At 48.3% G+C, this 24,513-nt stretch carries 17 protein-coding genes; 3 read left to right on the top strand and 14 right to left on the bottom strand.

The genetic code is table 11. The annotated features are described in order from the left end of the window. Nucleotides 1-8: 8 nt before the first annotated feature. Nucleotides 9-470 (bottom strand): YjiG family protein, encoded by a 462-nt coding sequence (yjiG, locus tag EAS44_RS21040; protein ID WP_000211971.1) that lies wholly within the window; start codon nt 468-470, stop codon nt 9-11. After that, on the bottom strand, nt 467-1,150 hold the full coding sequence (yjiH, locus tag EAS44_RS21035) for a nucleoside recognition domain-containing protein (protein ID WP_001295597.1): 684 nt from the start codon (nt 1,148-1,150) through the stop codon (nt 467-469). The genes yjiG and yjiH overlap by 4 nt, the downstream gene beginning before the upstream one ends. A gap of 249 nt (nt 1,151-1,399) precedes the next feature. Here yjiH and kptA point away from each other — a divergent pair, with 249 nt between their 5' ends. Next, on the top strand, nt 1,400-1,984 hold the full coding sequence (kptA, locus tag EAS44_RS21030) for an RNA 2'-phosphotransferase (protein WP_001380868.1): 585 nt from the start codon (nt 1,400-1,402) through the stop codon (nt 1,982-1,984). Between the two features lie 120 nt (nt 1,985-2,104). Here kptA and iatD read toward each other — a convergent pair whose 3' ends face one another. From iatD to mdtM, 9 genes are all read right to left on the bottom strand, one after another. Continuing rightward, a complete protein-coding gene (iatD, locus tag EAS44_RS21025) occupies nt 2,105-7,345 on the bottom strand; it encodes an inverse autotransporter IatD (RefSeq protein ID WP_000099596.1) in 5,241 nt (1,746 codons plus the stop codon). Between the two features lie 210 nt (nt 7,346-7,555). Beyond that, nucleotides 7,556-8,734: an MFS transporter gene (yjiJ, locus tag EAS44_RS21020; RefSeq protein WP_001089439.1), complete on the bottom strand. Its 1,179-nt coding sequence runs from the start codon at nt 8,732-8,734 to the stop codon at nt 7,556-7,558. A gap of 70 nt (nt 8,735-8,804) precedes the next feature. Then, nucleotides 8,805-9,644 carry an SdiA-regulated domain-containing protein gene (locus EAS44_RS21015; protein ID WP_000746214.1) on the bottom strand — a complete coding sequence of 280 codons (840 nt, stop codon included), beginning with the start codon at nt 9,642-9,644 and terminating at the stop codon, nt 8,805-8,807. A gap of 256 nt (nt 9,645-9,900) precedes the next feature. Beyond that, complete coding sequence (locus EAS44_RS21005) at nt 9,901-11,994, bottom strand: pentapeptide repeat-containing protein (RefSeq protein ID WP_000535141.1); 2,094 nt, start codon at nt 11,992-11,994, stop codon at nt 9,901-9,903. Between the two features lie 311 nt (nt 11,995-12,305). Continuing rightward, nucleotides 12,306-12,572 (bottom strand): DUF3343 domain-containing protein, encoded by a 267-nt coding sequence (locus tag EAS44_RS21000; RefSeq protein WP_000657678.1) that lies wholly within the window; start codon nt 12,570-12,572, stop codon nt 12,306-12,308. After that, nucleotides 12,569-13,336, bottom strand: coding sequence for a putative 2-hydroxyacyl-CoA dehydratase activator YjiL (gene yjiL, locus EAS44_RS20995; protein WP_000331738.1), 768 nt, complete (start codon nt 13,334-13,336; stop codon nt 12,569-12,571). Before yjiL ends, EAS44_RS21000 begins: the two co-directional genes overlap by 4 nt. Nucleotides 13,337-13,345: 9 nt before the next feature. Beyond that, complete coding sequence (gene yjiM, locus EAS44_RS20990; protein WP_001299707.1) at nt 13,346-14,497, bottom strand: double-cubane-cluster-containing anaerobic reductase; 1,152 nt, start codon at nt 14,495-14,497, stop codon at nt 13,346-13,348. A 115-nt stretch (nt 14,498-14,612) separates the two neighbouring features. Then, a complete protein-coding gene (gene yjiN, locus EAS44_RS20985; protein WP_001037372.1) occupies nt 14,613-15,893 on the bottom strand; it encodes a DUF445 domain-containing protein in 1,281 nt (426 codons plus the stop codon). A 40-nt stretch (nt 15,894-15,933) separates the two neighbouring features. After that, nucleotides 15,934-17,166 (bottom strand): multidrug efflux MFS transporter MdtM, encoded by a 1,233-nt coding sequence (mdtM, locus tag EAS44_RS20980; protein WP_001137021.1) that lies wholly within the window; start codon nt 17,164-17,166, stop codon nt 15,934-15,936. Between the two features lie 466 nt (nt 17,167-17,632). On the opposite strand from mdtM, the gene EAS44_RS20965 reads away from it, so the two are divergent. After that, nucleotides 17,633-18,577 (top strand): Rpn family recombination-promoting nuclease/putative transposase, encoded by a 945-nt coding sequence (locus EAS44_RS20965; RefSeq protein ID WP_000181173.1) that lies wholly within the window; start codon nt 17,633-17,635, stop codon nt 18,575-18,577. A 242-nt stretch (nt 18,578-18,819) separates the two neighbouring features. Here EAS44_RS20965 and yjiR read toward each other — a convergent pair whose 3' ends face one another. Further along, nucleotides 18,820-20,232: a PLP-dependent aminotransferase family protein gene (gene yjiR, locus EAS44_RS20960; RefSeq protein ID WP_000199313.1), complete on the bottom strand. Its 1,413-nt coding sequence runs from the start codon at nt 20,230-20,232 to the stop codon at nt 18,820-18,822. A 176-nt stretch (nt 20,233-20,408) separates the two neighbouring features. On the opposite strand from yjiR, the gene yjiS reads away from it, so the two are divergent. Then, nucleotides 20,409-20,573 (top strand): DUF1127 domain-containing protein, encoded by a 165-nt coding sequence (gene yjiS / locus EAS44_RS20955; RefSeq protein ID WP_000394277.1) that lies wholly within the window; start codon nt 20,409-20,411, stop codon nt 20,571-20,573. A gap of 41 nt (nt 20,574-20,614) precedes the next feature. Here the strand turns inward: yjiS and symE are convergent, their stop codons facing one another. Together symE and EAS44_RS20945 are read right to left on the bottom strand one after the other, a co-directional pair. After that, entirely contained in the window at nt 20,615-20,953 is a 339-nt protein-coding gene (gene symE, locus EAS44_RS20950) for an endoribonuclease SymE (protein ID WP_000132639.1), read from the bottom strand. A gap of 214 nt (nt 20,954-21,167) precedes the next feature. Then, a complete protein-coding gene (locus EAS44_RS20945) occupies nt 21,168-24,431 on the bottom strand; it encodes a type I restriction endonuclease subunit R (RefSeq protein ID WP_000058888.1) in 3,264 nt (1,087 codons plus the stop codon). Between the last annotated feature and the right edge of the window lie 82 nt (nt 24,432-24,513).

The following is a 24,513-nucleotide window of genomic DNA, read 5'->3' as shown; positions in this document are numbered from 1 at the left end:
ACTCCTTGTTAAACAATAAGCTGCATAACCCAGATCGACAGCAATGCGTTAATCACGCAGACCGTAATGATATGCGGGTAATATTTGGCATTCACTTCGGCTGTCCCCAGGCAGCGACCGACATTTTGCACCGGGTTGCCCATTAAATACATCGCGGGCAGTAAAACGGTGACATCGTGACCGGTTAATGCGCCAGCGGTTGCCAGACTGGCGGCAACACCGACTGCGCCGCCCATACTCATTAATGCGGCTAAAAGGACGGTTGCCGCTTCACCTGGCAATCCCCACAGCGCCATTACCGGTTCACAGATATGCCCCACCCAGTCGAGCAGGCCGGTAATTTTCAGCGCCTGAATGATGACAAACGCCATCACCACGTTTGGCAGCAGGTTTGTGGTGGCGATAGTAAAGCCACGGCGCGCGCCATCGATAAACATATCCATGACGTTTTTGCGGACCTGAGTTGTCATGCTTGCGCTCCTTGCGTTGGGTTGCGACGTTCTTCGAAGTTAAGCCAGACGCGCAAAATGTTGGCTCCGACAAATTTAAACACCAGGATGACTGCTAAAGGTACGATTACGGACGTGCCCAGAAAGGCAAACACCGCGACGCCGGAAGAGAAGTAGTTGGTGATAATGGCGCTACCGCTGGTTTGATATGCGGCGAAAATCACTTTATCGCGTTCGGTAATTTCACCTTCCTGCGCCAGCTCTTTGGTCATACCGGCGGCGGCATCGGTGTTTTGCAGGTTAGCGATCAGCGCCAGCGAGCAGATCCCTGGAATGCCCAACAACGGTTTTAGCACTGGCGTCATTAACTGCTGCGCGGCGCGTAATCCGCCAAGACCATCGGTAATTGAAATAATCCCCAGAGAGAGAATGACTGACGGTGCCAGCTCCAGCGCAAAGAGAAAGCCATCTTTAGCCCCCGCGCCACCCGCGCCGCGAAACGAGGTGGTGGCTCCGTTCGCACCAGGCAGTTGCCCAAACGATCCGTTCAGAACGGAAAAATCAAAAACGCGCCACCAACTGTCTGTCCCGGAAAAAACACCGGAGAAAAAGATTATGGTGAGAAAAAAAGCCAGATACCCTTTAATGCCCACTTTTTCTGTCGCCAGCTCCCCGGCTACAGCATCCCCTTGTTGTGTCATAACAATCCCCATTGTTTTTTTGTGTTTGTGTGTTGCTTGAGCCAGGAAAATTCCTGGAGCTGAAAAACCTTATCAGCCATGTGGGTATGGGGAAAATGCAAGTATGTTTCTGGCTATGCGTTTTTTGCATAGCGGAAAAATTACGCTATGGGGAAAAGGTTCTGCGCAGGATTGAGTTGCAGTAAATTCATAAACCCAGTGACAATGACATCAGTAAATAAAAACAGAAAATCCAGGGACGAAAACGCGATGGCAAAGTACAACGAAAAAGAGCTGGCGGATACGAGCAAGTTTTTAAGTTTTGTCCTCCGACACAAACCGGAGGCGATTGGTATCGTACTGGACCGTGAAGGATGGGCGGATATCGATAAGCTCATACTTTGTGCCCAAAAAGCGGGCAAGCGGTTAACCCGTGCATTGCTGGATACTGTGGTTGCCACCAGCGATAAAAAGCGTTTTAGTTATTCCAGTGATGGTAGGTGCATCCGCGCGGTTCAGGGGCATTCGACTTCGCAGGTCGCTATTTCCTTTGCCGAAAAAACACCGCCACAGTTTCTCTACCACGGTACGGCAAGCCGTTTCCTTGACGAGATAAAAAAACAGGGGCTGATTGCAGGTGAGCGTCACTACGTACATCTCTCTGCTGATGAAGCAACGGCACGCAAAGTGGGAGCAAGATACGGATCGCCGGTTATCTTAACCGTCAAAGCACAGGAAATGGCGAAACGAGGCATCCCTTTCTGGCAAGCGGAAAACGGGGTCTGGCTGACATCAACGGTTGCTGTTGAGTTTCTTGAGTGGCCGTTCATGCCGGCTGGGGTACAAAAACAATAAATTCAATATATTGCAGGGGTTATATAGGCCTGATAAGCGCAGCGCATCAGGTAATGTAGCGTTTGTTATCAGTCTGAAAGGATACCCTCGCACAAGGGTATCCTTAATAACCTACTAAAATTAAAGTGATTTACGGCAGGCGGTCAGTTGGGGGCTGGAATCAGCGTCGCTTCCGGTCATACCGGTTAGCATCTGCACATAGTAATGCCTATTGTAATCATCAGATTCATTTGTCCAGTAAGCACCTTGTGTAAATTGCGAATTACTGGAAAACGCTCCAACGTTCCCCCATTCACCATAGAGCGATCCCTGCGTGCGTTGGTTTTCGCCAGACGTCAAATGTGTGATGCCAGGAAGATTATATCCATCATTTTTCGCATGACAGAGCGCATTGGCAGCTAGCCAAATATTGGTTTGATTTCCATTATTCACCCACCAGCCTTTCAGCTTAATTAAGGTCTGGTAGGTTGTACCTCCTTGTCGGGGAACAGCGCTTATTGTGACTGACGTTTGATCGCCGATATTTGCGAAAGAAACCTTACCTGAAGCATCGACCGACACCCAACTCTGTGAACTTGAAAACATATAATCATCAACGGTTTTACCCGCTTCAAAGTTATCATTGTTGAGTGTGTAATACGCTCCTGCAAAACCTTCGCTCGGGAATTTAGCCGTGGAGAAGGTATGGTTGTTTGCAGTGACATGACCGGACATTTCTTTTATCGAGCGGATGAGATTCAGCGATACGCTTAAGTTTGCCTGATGAACCCCGTTCAGCATGGGAATGAGAGTCGCTGTTCCCTCTTTTCCGCCAGTGACAGTCACGGTGTACTCGCCATAATTTCTTTGGCTGTAATCAATATCACTCAACTTGAGAAAGTTCACGAAGGGACCTGACTGGACAAATTCCAGATGATCAGACGTCACTATCGGGTTACCGTACTTGTCTTGCAATGTTAGCGTAAGTTTCGCGCTATGCTGGTAGTCAGCCATCAGAGTGCCAACGTCGGATTTCAAAATTGACTTACTTTCATCCGCCGTGTCGGCAATCAAGGTAATGGTTGCGGATTGGTTGGCTGTACCAGGAACTTGCACATTGACCGTTAAGGTTTCTGCCAATGTACTGGTTATTGTCGCCGTGACTTGCCCGGACTGATCGGTACGCGTAGTTGGAATATTAACTACCGGGCGACCTTTGGTGTCTAAGGCGTAACGAACATCGACACCTTCAACCGGGAATCCGTAATCATCTTCTACTCGTGAAGTGATGGTGCTGCTATCAACGCCGTCGGCGGTGATGGTGTCAGGAGAGGCCACGACGCTCACAACATGTGCCGTTTTAGCATCTGCCTTAACCGCAACCGTTACCTGGCTCTGAACGGGAACATCTTTGCCCATTGTGGCCGTAACGGTATAGACATTCACTTTGTCACTGGTCAGCGTCACTTTGGCCTGACCATACTGGTCAGTAAGGACTTCCCCTGTATTGCTTAGCGTTGCACCTTCAGGCGTTACGCTAAAGGTGATAATTTGTCCAGGCATTAATTCATCCCGAGCATTTCTCGCCGTTGCGGTCAGCGTAATACCTTCACTGTTATGGACCGTGGTTTCTGGCTTCGATGATGTTAACTCGAGCTTGCCATTTGCCACATTCACGTCAACCTTACTACTACTGTTATTGTCCAGCGTTGCCGTCACCTGATAAACCCCAGGCTGGGTGCTGAGAAGGTTAACGTACGCGTAACCGTTATTATCAGTGTAAGCCGTATCGCCTATCGTAATGTTAGCTGTTGGCTGCGCACTTAATCTGACGCGTTGACCCGCTATTACATTGTTAAACGCGTCCTGGACGAGTATCCGTAGCGTGATGTTTTCGCCAACCGTTATCGTTTTTTCGGCTCCGGTTATACTTATTACCTTCGCCGAACTTTCATCCGGCAGCACTGATAAACTAAACGTTTTATTATCGGAGGCTTGCGCTTTCCGGTTCACCACGACGTTATGTTGCCCGGCAATATTGCTGGTCATTGTTACCGTCGCCTGACCCAGTGTATTGGTGGTGACTTCTGTTCCACTTAGAGTGACATCGTTACTCTGGAAAGTGACCAGCTGGTCTTTAAGCGGATTTTGGTAAGCGTCCAGGATCGTTGCAGTCAGGGTACTCCCCGTACTGTTACCCGCAACAATGGTATTTAATGAGGCAGTCAGCGGCTGGAGCTGCGCGCTGTTTGTATCCCCAATAAAAGTGACTTGCTGATGAGCAACGGTATTATTTCTGGTCAGCGTCGCCGTAACTGTAAACTCACCCGCTTTTGTGCCACGCAATGTGACCACGGCATCGCCGTTTGCATCGGTGCGGGCGCTTTCACTACTTAGCGTGAAGTTCCCGGTCATAGAGGCTGGCAAGGTAAATTTCACATCCTCATCCGGCAACGGGTGTCCATAAACATCTTTCACACTGGCTGTCAGGATAACGGTATTTGTATTGTTAGCGATCGCACTGCCTGACCCGGCATTTAAGGTCATTACCGATTGTTCCCTGTTTGGGACCACGGTGATCGTGACCGACTGGTGAATATTTTTATCCGCCTCAAGCGAGGCATCGACGGAATAGCTACCAGCTTTTGAACTGGTCAGGTGCACTCGCACAATACCGGACTGGTCTGTTGTGGCGGTCGTGTTGTCCAGTTGCGAACCACCAGGTGCCACAAAATTCACTTTCATATCTTTTAATGGGTTGTTATGAAAGTCTGTGACGGTGGCGGTCAGAGTACTGCCCTGGCTGTTGCCAGCAATAATGGTATCTGGATCGGCAACCAGTTGTTTGAATTTTGGCGTACTCGAATCGCTAACGAATTTCGCAATTATCCGTTGTGAGAAACCATTTGGCAGCGTGGCGCTAATCGTATTTTCTTCCGCAACCTGACTTACCATGTTGATTGTGGCAACACCATATGCATCCGTATTTTGCTGCGGCGGTTCGACAAACTCCGCGCTTCCTTTTTCATTCTTAAAGGTGACCTGATGATTTGTCAGGGGATTATCACTCTCATCAGTGATGTTGATCGTGAGGGTATTAAATGTCTTTTTATCGGCGTAAACGTCATTATTCGTCGCTGATAATGTGGCGACGCGAGCCTTATTCTGGTTTGCCTCAATGTTATAAATATGCGATTGCAGTGGAGCATTCCAGTTGTGAAGGCTAAGTTGTGCCCTTAGTGCTGTCCCTTGCTTATGGGCCGGATAATTCGCGGTATAAACGCCAGGCTGCTCTTCGTGCCAGACAATCGTGGCGCCAGGTTTGCTGTTTTCGACAGTAACGGCTTTTACCAATTCCTCTTTTTGATATGCAACCGGTTGATTGCTGTCGTCTTTCAGTTCCACCCTAACCTTGATGTCGTCTCCGGCATAATACGATACGTTATCTATTGTTATTGATGAATGGTCGCGGGATGAGACAACAGGGACGATATTAACGACAATGGATTCTTTTACCGCACTCTCACCGTTAATTTGCGGCGTCAGTGTTACTGAACCTGATGTCGTTCCGGCGGTCAGCATCTGTGTGTAACTACCATCACCGTTATCTGTCCAGTCAGACAGGGTGATATCCTGAACGCCTTCACTGCGGGTTTGCAGCGCCAGCCCCGGCACCGGAGTTCCGTCGGAATCGTGCGCAGTAACGGTCAATGTGGTCGTCGATTTTTTATCTGCAGCTACGGTTAGCGGATTAACGGATAACAGAGAATCTTTCTGGCTTAATGTCGGAGCCTGAATGACGACCATGCTTTGTTCATGCCGTGACAGGTTCCCTTTTACATCCTCGGCGGTAACGTCTATCGACCATGTATTATCGGTTTCTGGAGTGTTAGTGAAGCGATAACCTGGCAGCGTAACCGTGATATCTTTTCCAGACGTGCTGACTTTACCTCCGGCAGCTTCCAGCGCAGCGGCTTCGATGTTATAGCCTTTCAGGGCATATTTGGTCTGTAGCGAGGAAACCAGCGGTTTTATTTCTCCAGACTTTCCTTTCACCGGATCCAGCAGACTCAGGCGAATCAGCTCTTTCTTGCGATATTCCAGAACGATGTTGTTGTTGCGATCAATCAGGTCATAACGACTACCGGCCAGACTGCGCCGTCCGGCCACTTCGTCCGGGTTAAGCTGTTTCTGCATTGAACTGCTGGGTTGCCAGGTTAGATCAACGGCAAAACGTGTGTCATTTTCACCTTGTTTTCCCTGACGCTGTTCCGCACTGAGAGTCAGAAGCGGGAAGGGGGTATAGTTGAGGCCCGCGGTAATAGCATGGGGATTACTTTGGCGATCATTCTTGTCAAACAGCGCCACTTCATCACCATAGTATTGTTCATAGACCAGTTTTCCACCCAGTTGTGGCCAGGCTGGTAACCAGCCTTCCGCGCGTAAATCCCAGCCGTTGGCCGGGCGGGCTTCGTAGTCATTATCCAATTCCGGTGCGCTACGCCAGCCAGTCAGGCCGATATAAGCGTTGCTGCTCAACTTCAGATAATCACGCCAGTATTCTGCGCCAAGACCCGCGCGGGAGTGATAGCGGCTCAGGTCGTGGTCAAAAAACAGGTTGATGCCTGACATCCAGCTGGGGGTGAAATGACGCCAGCCCAAACCGGTGTTGATCTGGGTACGATCGTCTGTTCGGTGAAGGGTATGCTGGCTGAAGAGCAGATAATCAGGTGTGTCATACCACGGATGCAGGAAGTCGAATTGCGAATTTTTCAGGCTGAAATCTTCATCCACACCCAGAGAGATTTTCGCAGTGCCAAAGTTATTTAACCAATCAGTCATCGCGCCTGAGGCTTCTGAAGACGCCCAACCACGCGCCATGCCGCTGGCCTGCTCACTATTCATATCTTGTGAAAGCAGGGTGCCAACTCGCTGCGAAGTGCTGGCTATTTGATTCTCCAGCGTGTTTTCGCCATTCGCAGGCGGTACGGCATTTTGTTGCTCATGACTTTTCTGCAAGGTTGTTGCCGGAACATCCAGCTCTTCACCCTGGCGCACGTTATCAAAGCCGCGAGCAAAAGTACGGAACTGATTAAGACGACGAAGCTCCTCCAGTGAAATACCGAATCGATCAGCAACGCTTTGCGCTGATTCCAGCGCACCAAGCGTGTAAGGCACAGTATTATTTTCTATTAGAGGGGGGGCAGATGAAACTGTCGTCTGAGGTTTAGCATGTACCACATTTTGTGCCGTCGCCATGACGGGGAAAAAAATTTGTGTAAATAAACAAACTCCGGCGGTCAGGCGGCGTATTTTGTCACCCAGACCACATAAAGAGTTTTGATCATTATTTTTTATTTGATGCGCATTTGTTGAAGACATAGTGACCTTCCGTGAAAAAACAGAATTAAACTTGTTTTTTCTAGCACGGAGATATAAAACGATCCTGACTATAATGTGACCAGAAATAATGAATTGGCCGTGGAATTGCTAAACCAGGAACAATAACGGCGGTGGCTGAGTACCTCCAAAGAAAAAGGATGTTTTAATTATTTTACGTGATGTACTGAAAAGTTAAATTCGTTAAATTACTTAAGAATAATTCGTATGCAATTTGAATATTTGCATCCCGCAGATTAATGCTGCGATAAATAGCGCCGCTGCGCCGCAGAGCGTGGCACTGGCGAGGGCCGACGTTCCGTTGCCGAGCATACTGGTCAGCGCCGGGCCAAGAATTTGCCCGATACCATAAATGAGTGTCACAAAGCCCAAAAGGTTAAGATTTCCCGGCACGCTAAGCTGGCGGGCGATGGTCATCACCAGCGAGGTCGTCCCCATAAAGGTGCCGCCAAAACCAATACTGCTGATGATGAGTAATAAAGGAGAGCTGCTGGCGAGGGTTAACAGCACGCAGATCGCCTGCACCAGCAAATTCGCGGTCAGGCAAGGTAATGCTCCCCACCGTTTGGCTGCCCACAGCCAGCCAAAACAACCTGGGACAATCGACAAGCCAACCAGTGTCCAAAGATGAGCCGTCAGCACAGGCTGGCCCGCGTCTTTCGCCATGAGCGGCAGGTAGGTGGCGACGATGATATAACCAAAACCCGCCAGACCATACAAAATCGCCAGTAACCACCAGCTCATGGGTTGTTGCGCGATTTTTGCCAATGGCGCTGGCGCGATAATGTGTTTATTCGACGGGATGAGCAGCGCCAGAGCAAGCAATATAATGGCAGAAAGTGCTCCGGCACCTTGCCACAACGTTTGTGAAGAGAGGGCAAAATGCAGGCCTGCCAGCACATATTCATTGCCCAGAGCGATGCCGACGCCAACACCAGAAAATAGCGCCGCAAGGACAAAGGGATGGCGGGTATGTTGCATGATGAGCGTTGAGCCGAAAATCAACATCCCGGCGCTGGCGACTCCCGCCAGAAAGCGAATGATGAAAACCAGAAAAAACGGCGGTAGCCACGCCATCGCGAGGATTAATAATCCGGTTGCGAGGGCGGAAGCTAACAGGAACGGGCGCAGGCGTGAGGGTAAATGAAACGCGCCGAATGAAAACAGCAGGCTCCCCGCCAGATACCCGGCATAGTTACCAGTGGCGATCCATGAGAGTTCGCTAAAGGAAAATTCGCCTTCCGCCAGCATGACTGGCAGCATCGGCGTATAGAGAAAGCGGCCTAAACCCATACCTAAGGTCAGAACCAGCATCCCGAATAACGCGGTGCTGAAAGAAAAACGTTCTACGGGATGCGATGTCGAATTCATGTTCTGCCTGGTTTGTATTATTTTGAGTTAACAAGTTAATAACAAAAAAGGAGAACCTGCCAGACTGTTATCATGATTTTGTCGACGTAAAGCGATAAAAAAGATTCGGTTCGCCAACGATATAAATGTTGCCGCTGTCATCCATCGCTATCCCTTCCGCCTGCTTGATGTTGTGTGAAAGGCCATACTTGCCTTTGGTTAACGACATTTCGCCGATCACGTCACCTGTCACGGTCACTTCCTGCAGGGCGCGTGACTCATGTGACAACACCAGCAACGTATTTTTCTGTGGGTTAAATTCCGCGCCAGAAACATCATCCAAAGTAAACTGACGCTGCAACGCTTTATCTTTGCTGATATGCAACTCATCGCTACGCAATAGCCCGGTTACTTTGTAGACCTCTATCGGATTTTTCTCTTTAAAAAACCAGAAGGTATGGTCCTGAGAGGAGTAAGCCAGCCCTTCAAAGCCACAGTTAGTTGGTGTTTCCTGCAATGGGATTTTAATTTTTTTGAGGATGCTTACTTCCGACTCAGCGTTAAGTGAAATCACATAAATGGCGTAGTCACGTTCATCACTGATGACAAATTTATTATCACCAATGTATTCAATCGTCTCGAGATCCTTAACAAAATCGAGCGGAATGGTGCGGATCAGGTCACCCTCGGTCGTCATTTCAACGATGGTTGCAGGTTTGTTGATAGTGCTAAACAAGGTATTGCTCTGCGCAGACCAGGTCAGTGAGGAGATATTTTTAGTTACTCCTGTAATCTCTTTACCATCGATAGTGGCCTGATAATTCTGAAACCCTGCGACATGCTGGCTTTTACGGACGCAGGATTGCACAAAAAACAGGCTCACCGCCACGATGGCGCAAAGAAAAACGATAAAGGTGATGCGCTTTTTCAACTTGTTGTTCCTTATTATTGCTTTTTTTCTCGTCAAATTCAGTGCGACAGATAAGGAGTATACGGATGAAGCTTAATGAATTCTTAACGCGGGCGATGAAATAGTAAACGCCGCAGGGGGGCGGCGGTTGTCTCTGGATGGCAGAACATTTTCAGCTTACATCGACTGATAAATGCGCCTCATCCATGAATGATAGATGAGGCGGTTAGCAATTTATATCCTCTGCCATACCCACTCTGTTTGGATGATTATTGAACTATTCTTCAACTATATAAGTTGGCTGATAAGACGTTAAACCCGGAATGGAAAAACTGCTATTCACTTCTTTCTTTAAACGGGCTTCATTAAAACTGGTACTGTCCTGTTGCTCGGTACTGTTCTTGGCTTGTTTATCGGTACTGTCATTGGCTTGTTTCTCGATACTGTCACTGGCTTGTTTATCGGTACTGTCACTGGCTTGTTTCTCGATACTGTCACTGGCTTGTTTCTCGATACTGTCACTAGCTTGTTTCTCGGCACTGTCATTGGCTTTTTTATTGATATTATCATTGTAAAGATATGCATTCTTAAGAGAAACATTATTCACTTTGGCATTGAAAAAACAGGCATTTTTAAAAATCGTATCTATAAATATCGTATTGAACAACCATGCATGGTTAAATAGAATATTAGAACCTTCTGTACCAGTAAAATTAGTATTGTCCAATTTTGCAGCCGAAAAGTTTGTATTTAAGAGTTTGCATTTTGTTAAATTAGCGTTAGTAAAATTGGTATACATGCAGCTAATATTAGTAAGATCTTTGTCTGAAAGATTTTTCTCTGATAGATTGGAATAATCAAATACCGCTCCAATAATTAATGACGGAAAGAAAATCACTTTTGTGAAATCTATGTGTGCAAGATAAGCGTTACTAAGGTCACTTCCAGTAAAATTAACGCCAGTGAGAACTTTTCCGCTGAAGTTACTGTTCCGTAGATTTGCATTTGTAAAATTTATATTAAGCAAGTGACGAGCTTTACGAAAATCGATTTTTTCTAATGAGGCATTTTCGAATTCTGCATTACGCAGATCACAATCGGTAAAATCCACGCCTTCACAGATCGTACCGGAGAACTTGGCATTTCTAAGAATGCTGCCATTAAAATTGACATTCCTTAGAACCATTTTAGACAAGTCTATGCCGGTTAAATCCATTCCCGCTAAATTCAACCCTTCTATACACCATTGACCCGATTCATCTTTAGGAATAGCAGTGCTAATAGTATTGATGACAACATCACCTATCTTGAAGGTCATTGTAATTCCTGCATCAGAGATAGAGACTTTTCGCGTAAGACGTTCACTCTTATCTCCAGTGATACTCTTCTGAGCATCGTAAAAGCGCTCGCATGTATGACAAAATCTTTTCCAGCTCTCATTTGGTTTCAGATTATTGTCCGGGAGGAAATTAGCAATGCTATAAAGATCGTTCAGGACGCTACTTCTTATTTCAGGAGAGGCGCACTCAATAATTTCAGAGGTGGATATTGTATTTTTAATTTTATCTCTATTATCCGTGAGATTTCGTGATCCTGCTATATTTGGCTGCTGCTGGTTTTCTTTGTAGTATTGCAGCACATTTTCCCATTGTAGGTTTGTGAACGAGAAAGTTTCAGTCTCGTTATTGTTATCCCGTATGGTTAATTGATTTTCTAATGGGTCAAAAGCAATCATGAAGTTATTCAGATGTCGATATTGATGAGTGGCATCTAATTTCACTTCAAATGAATTTGAACTTTTGCAGGCATGTTTTAAAAACTTTTCACAGGGAAGGTGTTGATCTTTATCTACGTGTTGTGGGTCATTGTGCAAAACAGAGAAAATATTCTCTTTCAAATTGTTCTTGTCAATATAGATTGGTAGTTGCGCTTTTTGTTCCATTATTTTAATAAACTGCTGCAGTTGCTCGGTTTTAACATTGCAATGATGACTTAGATCTTTATCTTTAACAGTTAATACGCTTTCATTATCATCTTGTCGATTAAATATTATTTTTAGATCGTCAATTTCAAACTCATGTAAACCATTTCTTTTGGTTTTGGCGATGATTTGTTCTGTTGTTGATGAATAACGATTTAAGGTTAATTCGAGATTGTCGGGATTAGAAATAAGGTGAATAAAAAGATTCAATACACGCTTAATCAAACCATCATTCAAATGATTTATATCATAATTAATTTGTTTTTGTATGGTTTCAATTTCCGAGTTAATATCATCAGATGATTGGTTGTTTTTGTTATAGCAAGGTTTCAGTCCTGAATACATGTTGAGTGTTGGGAGAATATCTTGGTATATGTTTAGGGAGCCCATATTTTTATCCTTGAATTGTGAAATGTTCTTCTAAATCTAAAATAATCAGGGGGTGTGGGTAAAGATAAGCTTCACACTGAAACTTATCTTTATCATTACCACACCCGGTAATCATTTTATTGCTCTATGTATAATTATGGGTTTAAGTATAATACAATGTATATTGTATTTTAGACGCGCAATAGCAAGGTGCTATCAAAAATCGCTCATTTTGTGGATGGGAAATATTTCACGGCAGGCGAGATATTTAATACAACTTACTTCATGAGGATTATGTGCAGCCAAATATCCGGGCGTTATATTTAAAGGTCTTATTGCCTGGTTGACGCTTCTGAATCGTAATGCACCACGCACTGCCAGTCGCTGCCCTGCTGGCAATATATCGCTTCGGTCTGCCCAGGGATCACCCATTGTATTTCCTCGCCGGGCGGACAGGTCAGCCAAATGCATAACCCGCAGCCGCCGCGTAAATCACGGGGAATATCGCTGACGCGAAAAGTCATGCCCGCTGCCTGCAACGCCTTACGGGTTTGTATGACGCCGACCGTGGAGTGAAATAAAAATAAAAACTCTTTCATCGGCGTTTTCTCACTCGTTGACCAATTACCGCTGCGCCAATTGCGCCAGCAAATTGCGCATCAGGATGGGTATTTACCGGCATTCCCAGGTGAGTTTCCAACATCCGGGCAAACGTCTGGCAATGACTAACGCCACCAGTAAACAGAATCGGCGCTTCACAGGAGAGACGAGCAATGAAATTGGCACTCCGCCGCGCCATCGCGTTAATCACTCCAGCGAGAATCGCTTCTGGCGCGACGCCCGCTGAGCGCAGGCTGATCACTTCTGATTCGGCAAACACCGTACACATACTCGTGATCGCGTGCGGCGTGACATTTTCGGTAATGCTGTCGAGTTGCTCGATGCTGGTGCCAAGCGTGCGCGAGATCACCTCCAGGAAACGCCCGGTGCCCGCCGCGCATTTGTCATTCATCAGGAAATCGCACAGGTTACCGTCGTCATCAAGCTGAATCACTTTGCTGTCCTGCCCACCGATGTCGATTACTGCGCGCGTTGCTGGCGCAAGAAACCGTGCGCCCAGCCCGTGACAGGAGATTTCCGTCACCTGTTTATCGGCAAAATCCACCAGTTGCCGTCCGTAGCCGGTGAGCGTCAGAAACGGCGTTGTTTCTAACCCTTCGCACAGAGTTTCCCAGGCTTCAGTAATTGCTGTTGCCGGGCGAAAGGGGGTTGGAACGAGGAAACGGCGCGTAATCACGCCGTCTGCCAGTAAGATCCCTTTGGTGGCGGTTGAGCCGGAATCAATGCCAATCGAATATGCCACTGCCACTCCTTACAGCATCTCAATAAAGGCCGCGACGCGGGTGCTGAGCTGCCCGACATCCGAGGTGGAGTAGTCTGTTTCAATAGCGATATAAGGAATGTTGTGCTGCTGGCGCACATGACGTTTAATCGCCAGCGATTCCACCGCGTAGGTATGGCACGCCTGCAAAATCACATCAACTACGCCATCGACCTGATATTCTTCCACCATCTGGCTGAGCATTTTCAGGCGCTGATCGTTCGGCGAAACACAGGAGCAGCCAATCGCCAGATATTTATCCGCCAGCGCGTCGTAGACATCGCCCGTTTCTGCCACGCATTGCTCGGTCGCTTTCGCCCCGGTGCAGTTTTCATAACCGACAACCCAGCCGCCATTCTCTTCAATCGCGCGCACCACTTTTTCTGCTGCGCCGCCAATCGGGCAGCCGGTGATTAAAATGCGCGGACGCGGGTCCAGTCGCTGGCCTTCTTCCCACTGCTGACGAACGCGGGCGGTCATTGCATCCAGTTCATTGATCAACGCCTCTTTATCGAACCGGAAGGTTGCGCCGTAAACCACTTTCAGAATGTCGCTGCCGCTAAGCGCCGGAGGATTTAACTGCCCAAGATGATAAAAATTAGCCAGTGCGCGACGTTCGCGGTTTTTCAGCGCAATGGCATCGCGCAGAGCATCTTCGCTAATTTCGTGCCCAAAACGTTCTTCTACCGTTTTTTGCAAGCGCAGCATCTCGGCTTTCCACAATGCACGCGAGGCATCGTCCTTAACGCTGTTCGGTAACTGCATCACATGAACAGGCTTAAACTCCGCCATGTATTCATACATTTTCTTTTTGCCGTCGCAGGTGGTTTCACCGACCACCAGATCAGAAAAGTAGAAGTAGGGGCATTTATCGGTTTTGCCGAAGCCGTAGCTGCTTTTAATCAGCGGGCAGAGGTTGCGCGGCAGATCTTTCTCGGCTTCTTCAATGGTTTCATCAGAGGTGGAACAGAGCGAAACCACAACTGCACCGGCTGCCATCGGGATCTCTTGCGGCATAAAGGTGCAGTAGGTGCCAACCAGCGGAATGCCGCGCTCCTTGAGATCCATGACGGTGAGAAAGCCTTTCTGGCGAGCTTCAGAGAACTGATCGAAAATGGCGGGTAGATCGGTGACAAGTGACATGATTTTCCTTCCCCGTACCACGGGAGATAATGAAAAGAGGCCACATTATTACCATTCTTTTAGTATGGTTTATTTGATCTCTCTCGCGGTTAGCCACTTAGTTTTTCATGGATTTCTAAAAATTGCCGAGGGGGAACAAGGCCGGGAGCTGCGAAAGCAAATACAAAATTAGCCCAATACAACCGCCAACCAGCGTACCGTTGACACGAATAAACTGCAGATCTTTGCCGATATTTAACTCGATTTGCCGCGACATATCCCGCGCATCCCAGCTTTTTACCGTATCGCTGATATGGCGCGTCAGGAATGCAGAAAACTCAGGCGCGACGCGGTGCGCGGCTTGTTCCAGATGACCATTTAACGACGCCCGCAAGGCATCATCGGCAATTAACGTTTCGCCAAACCATTGACCCGCCCGCGCGATACGTTCTTTCACACGAGAATCTTCACTGTCGATATCCGCTTTCAGCCATTCCCGTAAATCCCCCCACAATTCACTGAGATAGCGGTTAAAAGCTTCATCTTCTTTCAGATAACTTTTTACGGCATCGGCTCGCGCTGCCATTTCCGGATCGTTTTTCAACTTGTCGATCAGGGCAAAAGTGGCGCGATCAAACGCATGACGGATCTGATGCGCACGATCGCGGCTGATATCATCAAGCAAAGAATTCACCGCGTCAGAAACCAACTCCGCGCTATGTTCGCCCAGCCATTCAGTAGGCAAAATTTTGGCTTTCAGCGGATGCTCGCTCTCCAGCCAGCGAACAATTTGCTGGGCAATAAACTTGCGCGATTTATCGCGCTGGAGAAGAGCAATCAACTGCGCGATCAGCGTATCCAGCAGCACCTGATGACGATCGTTTTTGGTCATACTCTCCAGCATCAACGCACTGGTGCCGGAAAGATCGACTTTATCAATCGCCCGATGGACCGCGCGCTTAAGCAGGCGCTGAATACGCGCATCATCGGTCAGTTCAAGAAAACCACTCATGATCTGCAACAGATGCTGACCAACGCGGCGGGCGTTTTCTGGCTGACTAAACCAGTTGCCAATCAACAACGCCGGTTCGTGGCGTCGAATCAATGCCACCAGCGACTGGGTATCGAGAAATTTTTCCTGCACGAACTGACCGAGATTTTCGCCAATCCGGTCTTTATTACGCGGGATAATCGCCGTATGACGAGAAATGATCGGAATTGGCACGCGGCGAAACAGCGCCACCACCGCAAACCAGTCCGCCAGCGCGCCGACCATCGCCGCTTCAGCAATCGCCTTCACGCCGCTCACCCAAAAATTGGGCGGCAAAAACAGCGTAACGACAAAGGTAGCAGCGGCGATAAGCAGTAAAGAGAGCGCCAACATTTTGGCGCGTCTGAGTTCAATGAGTTTATTCATAACGTTAAGAATAGAGCCTGACGGCAGGATCGCGCAAAAATCACCGCTCCTCCGCCAGCTCGGCAGCCTGATGTTGGCGCACGCGATTGAGCAATCCCGCCAGGGTGAAAACGACGATAACGCCCGCCACGACGGCTAATAGATGAAACGGCAAGCGACCGCCGTTAAACCACAGCCAGCGGCCGATTTCGACCGAGACAGACATCACCATCAGGATCACCATATTCAGCGATGCGGAGACGGTCCCTTTCGGTAAGTTATTGGAAAACAGCGTAAAGCGGAATAAGGTCGGGAAAATCAAACCAATCCCGAAAGCATACAGACTGGTGCCCAGCACCGACCACAGCCAGACGTGCGGTGACAGCAGATTGCCGATAATCAACAGCGCGAGGCCAACCAGTTGAAGGGGTACGGCACGCCACATAAACCGCGGTTCGGTCGGATCTTTAACGAAACGCGCCACGATGGCATTCGCGACAATCACCGCGCCGAACACCGGAACCTGTGTCCAGGCGAACTGCGAAGTTGTTAAGCCGCCCGCGTCGATCAGGATCACCGGCGAGACAGCCACCCAACTCATCATGGGGATATAGCTTAAAGAGATGGTTGCTGCGCCAAAGAGGAACAGCCGATTGCAAAAGACATTACGAAAATCGCGCAAGACGCTTTTGGCGCTAAATGGAACCGCGCCGCGCTTCACCGTCTCTGGCATCGCCAGCAGTAAGCCAACAAATGAGATAAAACCCATAACCGCAATGATGGCAAAAAGGACTTTCCAGTGCACAAAGTGCATCAGAGCTGCGCCGGAAAGCGGGCCGATAATCGGCGCAATCAGTACGATGGAGGTGATAATCGCCATCAACTTGATCCCTTTTGTCTGTCCGAACGCCTCCTGCACCGTGACATAACCAACGGTGGCAATAAAACAGATACTGGTGCCCTGAATTGCACGCGCGATAAGAAATTGTGTCATTGACGTGGTGAACATTGTCGCGGCGCAGGCAAGGGTAAAAATTAACGCCCCGGTAATCAGCACCGGCCTGCGGCCAATTCTGTCGGAAAGCGGCCCCAGCAGCCACTGTAACGCCATACCGCCAGCAAGATAGAGACTGACGGCAGCAGGGGCCAGACTGACATCGGCATTAAAATCACGGACCACATTAATGATCCCTGGCTGGATCAGGTCCGTCGACAGATACGCAGCAAAGTCATACAAAATCAACGCCATCGGGAAAAACAGCGTGGCGGCATGGCGGGCAAAAAAACGTGGCATAACAAACAACTCCTTGTCCGGAGAACCCCAATGGGGAAAACGAAATTCAATACCGTCGGTAATGACGAAAGGCAGGCGAGAAGGACAAATGTACTGAATTTCATGTAATCAACCACACTGCCTGTGAACACACAGACAGAGAAATACCTTCTGACTCCAGGTCAGAATGTATAACGATTACAAATAGTCATCAGCACATTACACCTCTTGAATTGATGGGTTGCATAGAAAATATACACCTTAAGTGTAATTAAAATTTGCGGTTAATCAAAAGAGTGCGGTGGAAAGGGGAATATCTGCCGGGTACAGGAAATGTAAAACGCGAGCCTGTTTCCGGAAAAATGTATCGTTTGCAGAGGAACAAAAATAGCCTGGAAAGCACCTCGGGGAATGGGAAATTGCCGGGTGAGAATGGTTTTGTTAGTCGCTACAGTCGGGCCATCTTATCTACAGGTGACGGATCGCCATGACAAACTTCACAACCAGCACGCCGCATGACGCATTATTTAAATCCTTTCTCACGCACCCTGACACCGCGCGGGATTTTATGGAGATCCACTTACCCAAAGATTTACGTGAACTGTGCGATCTCGACAGCTTAAAACTGGAATCCGCCAGCTTTGTCGATGAAAAATTGCGGGCGCTACATTCCGATATTCTGTGGTCGGTAAAGACCCGCGAAGGCGATGGCTATATTTATGTGGTGATTGAACATCAGAGCCGCGAGGATATCCATATGGCCTTTCGCCTGATGCGATATTCCATGGCGGTGATGCAGCGCCATATCGAGCATGATAAACGCCGGCCGCTACCGCTGGTCATCCCGATGCTGTTTTATCACGGTAGCCGTAGTCCTTATCCCTGGTCCCTGTGCTGGCTGGACGAATTTGCTGACCCGACCACCGCACGGAAGCTTTATACCGCAGCGTTCCCGCTGGTGGATGTCACTGTCGTGCCAGACGACGAGATTGTGCAGCATCGCAGAGTCGCCCTGTTGGAGTTGATCCAAAAGCATATTCGCCAGCGCGATCTGATGGGGCTTATCGATCAACTGGTACTATTACTGGTTACAGAGTGTGCTAATGACAGCCAGATAACCGCGCTGTTAAATTACATTTTACTGACTGGCGATGAAGCGCGTTTTAAGAAGTTTATCAGCGAACTTACCCGTCGAATGCCACAACACAGGGAGCGAATAATGACGATTGCAGAGCGAATTTATAATGATGGATGGCTGTTGGGGATGGAAAAAGGGAAAGAAGAAGGGGAACAGCGCCTCCTCCGATTGTTGTTGCAGAATGGGGCAGATCCTGAATGGATACAAAAGATTACCGGACTTTCGGCAGAGCAAATGCAGGCATTAGAGCAACCCTTGCCTGAAAGCAAGCGCGATCCATGGATCGAGTACTAATCAGAGACTGATGACAAACGCAAAGCAGCCTGATGTGCTACGCTTATCAGGTCTACATAACCCATTCACTATATTGAACTTTAAAGATTTTGTAGACTTGGTAAGGCGTTCACATGGCATCCGGCATGAACAAAGCGCATTTTGCCTAAGCCATGCTGGAACGTGGAGATGACCCTGCAAAGATAAAACGAGTCACACGCTATTCGTGAGAGGAAATCAGGGGGCTCGCCACTATTTCGAATTCATTCCATTGCCCGATACACGGCTTCGCCAATTTGCTTCAGTGCTTCGCGATAGGTTTCGCTGAGCGGCAAAGCGCAGTTGATGCGCAGACAATTACGGTATTTGCCGGAAGCCGAGAAAATCGAGCCTGCCGCCACCTGGATTTTCATGCGGCACAGCTGCCGCGCGACGCAGACCATATCGACCTGTTCAGGCAATTCTATCCACAGTAAAAATCCGCCTTTCGGGCGCGTAATACAGATTTCGCAGGGAAAATATTCCCGTATCCAGCAGGTATAAAGTGCCAGATTGCGCTGATAAGTCTGCCGCATCCGCCGGATATGGCGATGATAGTGACCTTCCAGCACAAACGTTGCCGCCGCCATTTGCGTGGACGGCACATTAAAGCTGCTGATGGCGTATTTCATATGCATCAGTTTATCGTGATAACGCCCCGGTGCGACCCAACCCACGCGCAGGCCAGGTGCAATGCTTTTACTGAACGAGCTGCACAACAGCACTCGCCCGTCGATATCCCAGGAATGAATGGTCCGCGGGCGCGGATACTCCGTTGCCAGTTCGCCGTAGACATCATCTTCAAAAATCACAATATCATGACGCTGAGCGAGAGAGAGAACGGCCCGTTTGCGCGCGTCCGGCATAATAAATCCCAGCGGATTATTACAGTTTGGCACCAGAATGATGCCTTTAATCGGCCACTGTTCCAGCGCCAGTTCCAGCGCTTCAACGCTGATGCCTGTTTCTGGATCGGTTGGGATTTCAATCACTTTCACGCCCATGCCACGCAGCATCTGCATCGAACCGTAATAACAGGGGGATTCGACCGCGACAATATCGCCCGGTTTACACACCGCCATTAACGCCAGCGACATCGAGTTATGGCAGCCGCTGGTGATGATGATGTCATCGGCGGTGACCACCGAGCCACTGTCGAGCATCAGGCGGGCAATCTGCTCCCGCAACACTCGCTGACCGGCTAACAAGTCATAACCGAGAACGGTTTGCAGATTATGCTGCACCACCCGGCTTAGCTCCCGCCAGAGCGGTTTCAGGCTGGGCGTTTCGACATCCGGCGTGCTTTTGCTTAACGGAACAATGGAACTGTCGCTATGCGCCTCCAGCATATCCAGCACCTGATCCCACTGGGTAATTTCCACCGGGCGCTGCACCGGACGCGTCATCGGCGGCACTGGCGGCTGGGCTTTACGTTGTGCGACAAAATACCCCGAACGCGGCTGCGGAGTGATGAGCTTCATCGTCTCCAGCGTCTGATACGCCTGCTGCACGGTGCTGATGCTGACGCCGTGCTCCTGACTTAAGCTGCGCACCGACGGCAATTTCTCCCCGTGACGATACAGCCCTTGCTCAATCCGCTCGGCAAGCAGAGTTGCCAGATGTTGATAACGCGTCATGCTGTATTCCTTATTTGGACCATACAGAGAGAAAAACCGGTACAGATGAGGCTAAAAAACCGGATGCAGATGCTGTTTTAACCTGTCTGTATGTTAAATAAAACTAATATTTGCATCTGTATTGTGAACTGCCAGAAGGCGGATGATGAAGCCTCTGAAAGATGAGGAGGCAGCAGATGGAATTTCACGAAAACAAAGCCAACGCGCCGTTTATCGGCTTCGTGCAACTCTGGCAGGCGGTGAGGCGTTGGCGGCGGCAAATGCAGGCCCGGCGGGTGTTACAGCAGATGAGTGATGAGCGGTTGAGGGATATCGGGTTACGCAGGGAGGATGTGGAGTGAGGGGGCAATTTCCCTTCCCGTATGGGGAAGGGGAGAGAAACTTAGCGTGGCGTTTTGCTACTAATCACCCCAATAAAATCCTGCACCTGCCTTTGTTTACGCGCCGACAGTTTGCACACCTGGCGCAGCGACTGCATCAGTTCGCCCTCTTCGGCGGCGGGTGGTTGGGCGGTGAGGACAATACAGCCTTCCATCACTTTGACATCTACCACAGTGCCGGTGGCAAAACCGGCGGCTTCCAGCCACTGACCTTTCAGGGTGATGGCGGGAATACGGCTGTAATCCGGGTAGCGGCTCGCATAGCTCACGGTTAATTGACGGTTATTTGCAGGAGAGACTTCTGGTTCGAACGGTTGTGCAATAGAATGCGTGTCAGTCATGATTACTATTCTCCATAAATAGTGATTGTGATGAGCGGTGCGGGTGTGTTGGCGCACATCCGCACCGCGCTAAATACCTGGATATATCATCAGTAAATATGGGGGAAGTCCAGCTAAAAATAGAAAATAATAAAAGCGTTACTGGAAAGATCTGGAAGAGAAATTAACGTTAATTCAGAATGGCCGGATAACAAAGTGTATCCGGCCTTCATAATTAATTTAAAGCACTCATATGATGTTCTTTAAAATTCTCTGCCTGTGCCAGCACACCCATATAAACATCATCATTTGCTACTGGCGGGAACTTATGCTTGTGTAGAAGCAGAATAAGTTCAACTTTCAGTTTCGCTTTAATATCATCGCGTTTACTCCAGTCAGGATATTTCGATGTGTTGTCAACCACGCTTTTCATCTCTTTTGCCAGTGACAGCATTTTTTCATCGTCATAGGTGAACTGATATTTATCGCGCATATGAGCAAGAATGTCGAAAAACGCTTTTTCTTCAATATCAATACCTAAATCGGCCCATGTGCCCATTTCGGTTTTAATATCATAGATAATATCGGTCATTTCCTGACTGAATGTATCGAATTCTTCACCGTTGAGTACATCATCTTCTCGCCGCTCATTATAACGATCTATAATCGCCTGGAAGCGGCGGGTGAAGTTAATCCCTTGCAACTGGTTCACTTTCTTGAAGTCGCTGATCGCTTTTTCCAGTAATTTTTGTAATAACTGGATCTTCGTTGCCGGAAGTTTGATCTTGTTAATTCGCGCCAGATAATCTTCGTCAAAAATATCGATGGATTCCGCTTTTTTATCGCCAAGAAAATAAATTTCTTCTACGCCATCAGCTTTTAGCGCTTCTGCAATCATTTCACGAACGCGTGCATTCATCTGGGTGACATCCGGTGCGTCACCTTTCGTCAGTTTGAAAACAATTGAACGAACAGCAAGATAATAGTGAATATGATCACGTTCTGTCTGTGATAGTGCTTCACTGCCGCAGCAGACGTCGTAGGCGGCTTTCATGCGTTTAACCAGTCCCATAAAACGACGTTCAACTTTCTGAGTGCGCAGAACAAATTCCGCCGCGCGGTTGAGGCAGGATAATTGCGCTTGTGGCTCACCACTAAAATAATCCCGACTGTCGAATTCATAAAATACTTGCCCCAACAAATCGAGATGGTTTTTAACTTCTATTACCGATTGCTGAATATCTTCAAAGTTGGTGGCATCAATGCGGGAATACATTGCCAGTGCCTGGTTCATCTGACTCTTAATGCCGATGTAGTCCACTACTAACCCTTTGCTTTTGCCTTCCAGTTTACGGTTAACGCGAGAAATAGTCTGGATAAGGTTATGTTTTTGTAAGGGCTTATCAATATAGATGGTATCCAGTTCAGGAACATCAAAACCGGTCAGCCACATATCAACAACAATGGCAATTTTGAAATTCGATTTAGCGTTTTTGAACTGCTTATCCAGCTCTTTGCGATATTCTTTTGTGCCCAGTAAATCATAAAGCGCCTCGTCGTCATCTTTACCGCGCGTCATGACCATCTTCACCATTTCAGAAGGCGGTAACTCTTTCTGCTCCTGTTCCGTCAGGACGACGCCATCGGGGGCTTGCTTCACTTCAAACCAGGCAGGGCGAATAACTTTAAGCTGGCGGTAGAAATCCCAGGCAATTTCACGGCTGGCACAAACAAACATGGCTTTGCCTTTTACGGTGGAACCTTCGGCTACGCGTTTTTCATAATGTTTGGCAAAATCTTCCGCGAGGGCTTTTAACCGATCTTCATCACCCAGTACCGCATTCATGGTTGCGGTGGCTTTTTTGCTTTCGTCGATTTGCCACTCATTGGTGCCTGCGTTTGCGCACTCTTCGTAATACTTTTCGACTTCTTCCAGTTTGCTGGAGTCCAGGATCACTTTAGCCGCACGGCCTTCGTACACGATGCGTACAGTGATTTCATCCTGAACGGATTCGGTCATGGTGTAACTGTCGATCACCTCACCGAAGACATCGAGTGTTGCGTCAATCGGAGTTCCGGTAAAGCCAACATAGGTGGCGTTTGGCAGTGAATCGTGCAGGTATTTCGCAAAGCCATAAGTTTTGCGCACTTTTCCGCTTTCTTTATCGACGATGACTTTCTGGTCGAGGTTAACCTGACTGCGATGTGCTTCGTCCGAGATGCAAATGATATTGCTGCGTTCAGAAAGGAGTTCGGTGTCTTCGGTGAATTTATGGATCGTTGTCAGGAATACACCGCCACTATTGCGTCCCGCCAGTTGATTACGCAAATCTTCACGGCTGGTAACGGGAACGATGGTGTCATCGCCAATGTAATTTTTGGCGTTGCACATTTGCGCAGAAAGCTGATCGTCCAGATCGGTACGGTCGGTGATCAAAACAATGGTCGGGCTGGCAAACTCCACGCTTTTCATTAACAGGCGGGTTAAAAATTGCATGGTGTAGCTTTTTCCGCAGCCCGTTGCGCCAAAGTAGGTACCGCCTTTACCGCTACCGAAAGGTTTACGCGCTTGCTTGATGCTGTAATAGAGTTTGCGGGCGGCATAGTACTGCGGATATCGGCAGCAAATTTTTACTTCGTGCTTGGCTTTATCCGGGAAGCAGATAAAGTTTTTAATCACATCCAACAGACGTACCGGATGAAACAGTCCCTGAATCATTGAGTGCAATGATGGAATTCCGTCCTGTTCACGGTTTTCATTACCGGTGACTTTGCGCCATGAGTAAAAGTATTCATAGGGCGCAAACAGGTTGCCCATCCGGTTATTTACACCATCGCTAATAATGCAGAGCGCGTTGTAGATAAACAGTTGCGGAATATCCCGGCGATAGCGTTTGCAGAGCTGCTTCCAGGCATCGCCTATATTGGCTTCCTGCTCGCGCACCGCGCTTTTAAATTCAAAGACGACCAGTGGCAGACCGTTGATATAGAGAATGCCGTCAGGAATACGAGTCTGATTATCTTTACCGGAGATTTTAAGCTGGTTAACAATCTTAATCCGGTTAAGCGGCGGATTAATATAGGAGGGCGGGAGTTCCGCCGCCTGTTGCAACGGGACATCTTCAGCGTCAAATATCTGGCGCAGTGCGGCAGGTAGATGCCGGGTGTCGAGCAATTCAATATAGAGATCTTTTTTTTGCCGATCGTCGCGTTTGAACAGAAAACCATTTGCCAGCCAGCGACAAAATGTTTTGTTGCTTTCATAAAGATCGGAGGCCGGAAGCGTGGTGAACTGTTTGATCAGTCGCTGAATCTCTTCTTCAGTAATGCCATCAGGCTGGTAGCGTGCCGCTAAATAATGACGGAGATCGTCTTCGATAATGACCTGATCGAGAGTCGAACGTGGGACATTATCGCCGATCAGGTGTTGATATCCCTGATCCTGTAACAGTTCAATGATCGCTTGTTCTAATTTTGCTTCACTGAAAGAGAGACTCATATCGCGCTCCAACCCTGGCTAATTTCTGGTAAGCATTCCCGTATCAGTAGAAAACCTTACCAGAAAGCCCCTGATTTTACAG

The sequence above is a fragment of the Escherichia coli DSM 30083 = JCM 1649 = ATCC 11775 genome (assembly GCF_003697165.2).
Taxonomy (GTDB): domain Bacteria; phylum Pseudomonadota; class Gammaproteobacteria; order Enterobacterales; family Enterobacteriaceae; genus Escherichia; species Escherichia coli.
The sequence above is the reverse complement of the archived record's forward strand: the minus strand, read 5'-3'. Positions and strand labels throughout refer to the sequence as shown.

Excerpts from the sequence above, each read along its gene's own strand:
- EAS44_RS21000 (WP_000657678.1), bottom strand. The coding sequence starts at position 12,572 with ATGAAAGAGTTTTTATTTTTATTTCACTCCACGGTCGGCGTCATACAA.
- EAS44_RS20945 (WP_000058888.1), bottom strand. The coding sequence starts at position 24,431 with ATGAGTCTCTCTTTCAGTGAAGCAAAATTAGAACAAGCGATCATTGAA.
- kptA (WP_001380868.1), top strand. The coding sequence starts at position 1,400 with ATGGCAAAGTACAACGAAAAAGAGCTGGCGGATACGAGCAAGTTTTTA.
- yjiN (WP_001037372.1), bottom strand. The coding sequence starts at position 15,893 with ATGAATAAACTCATTGAACTCAGACGCGCCAAAATGTTGGCGCTCTCT.
- yjiR (WP_000199313.1), bottom strand. The coding sequence starts at position 20,232 with ATGACGCGTTATCAACATCTGGCAACTCTGCTTGCCGAGCGGATTGAG.
- symE (WP_000132639.1), bottom strand. The coding sequence starts at position 20,953 with ATGACTGACACGCATTCTATTGCACAACCGTTCGAACCAGAAGTCTCT.
- yjiS (WP_000394277.1), top strand. The coding sequence starts at position 20,409 with ATGGAATTTCACGAAAACAAAGCCAACGCGCCGTTTATCGGCTTCGTG.
- iatD (WP_000099596.1), bottom strand. The coding sequence starts at position 7,345 with ATGTCTTCAACAAATGCGCATCAAATAAAAAATAATGATCAAAACTCT.
- EAS44_RS21005 (WP_000535141.1), bottom strand. The coding sequence starts at position 11,994 with ATGGGCTCCCTAAACATATACCAAGATATTCTCCCAACACTCAACATG.
- yjiJ (WP_001089439.1), bottom strand. The coding sequence starts at position 8,734 with ATGAATTCGACATCGCATCCCGTAGAACGTTTTTCTTTCAGCACCGCG.
- yjiM (WP_001299707.1), bottom strand. The coding sequence starts at position 14,497 with ATGTCACTTGTCACCGATCTACCCGCCATTTTCGATCAGTTCTCTGAA.
- yjiH (WP_001295597.1), bottom strand. The coding sequence starts at position 1,150 with ATGACACAACAAGGGGATGCTGTAGCCGGGGAGCTGGCGACAGAAAAA.
- EAS44_RS20965 (WP_000181173.1), top strand. The coding sequence starts at position 17,633 with ATGACAAACTTCACAACCAGCACGCCGCATGACGCATTATTTAAATCC.
- mdtM (WP_001137021.1), bottom strand. The coding sequence starts at position 17,166 with ATGCCACGTTTTTTTGCCCGCCATGCCGCCACGCTGTTTTTCCCGATG.
- yjiG (WP_000211971.1), bottom strand. The coding sequence starts at position 470 with ATGACAACTCAGGTCCGCAAAAACGTCATGGATATGTTTATCGATGGC.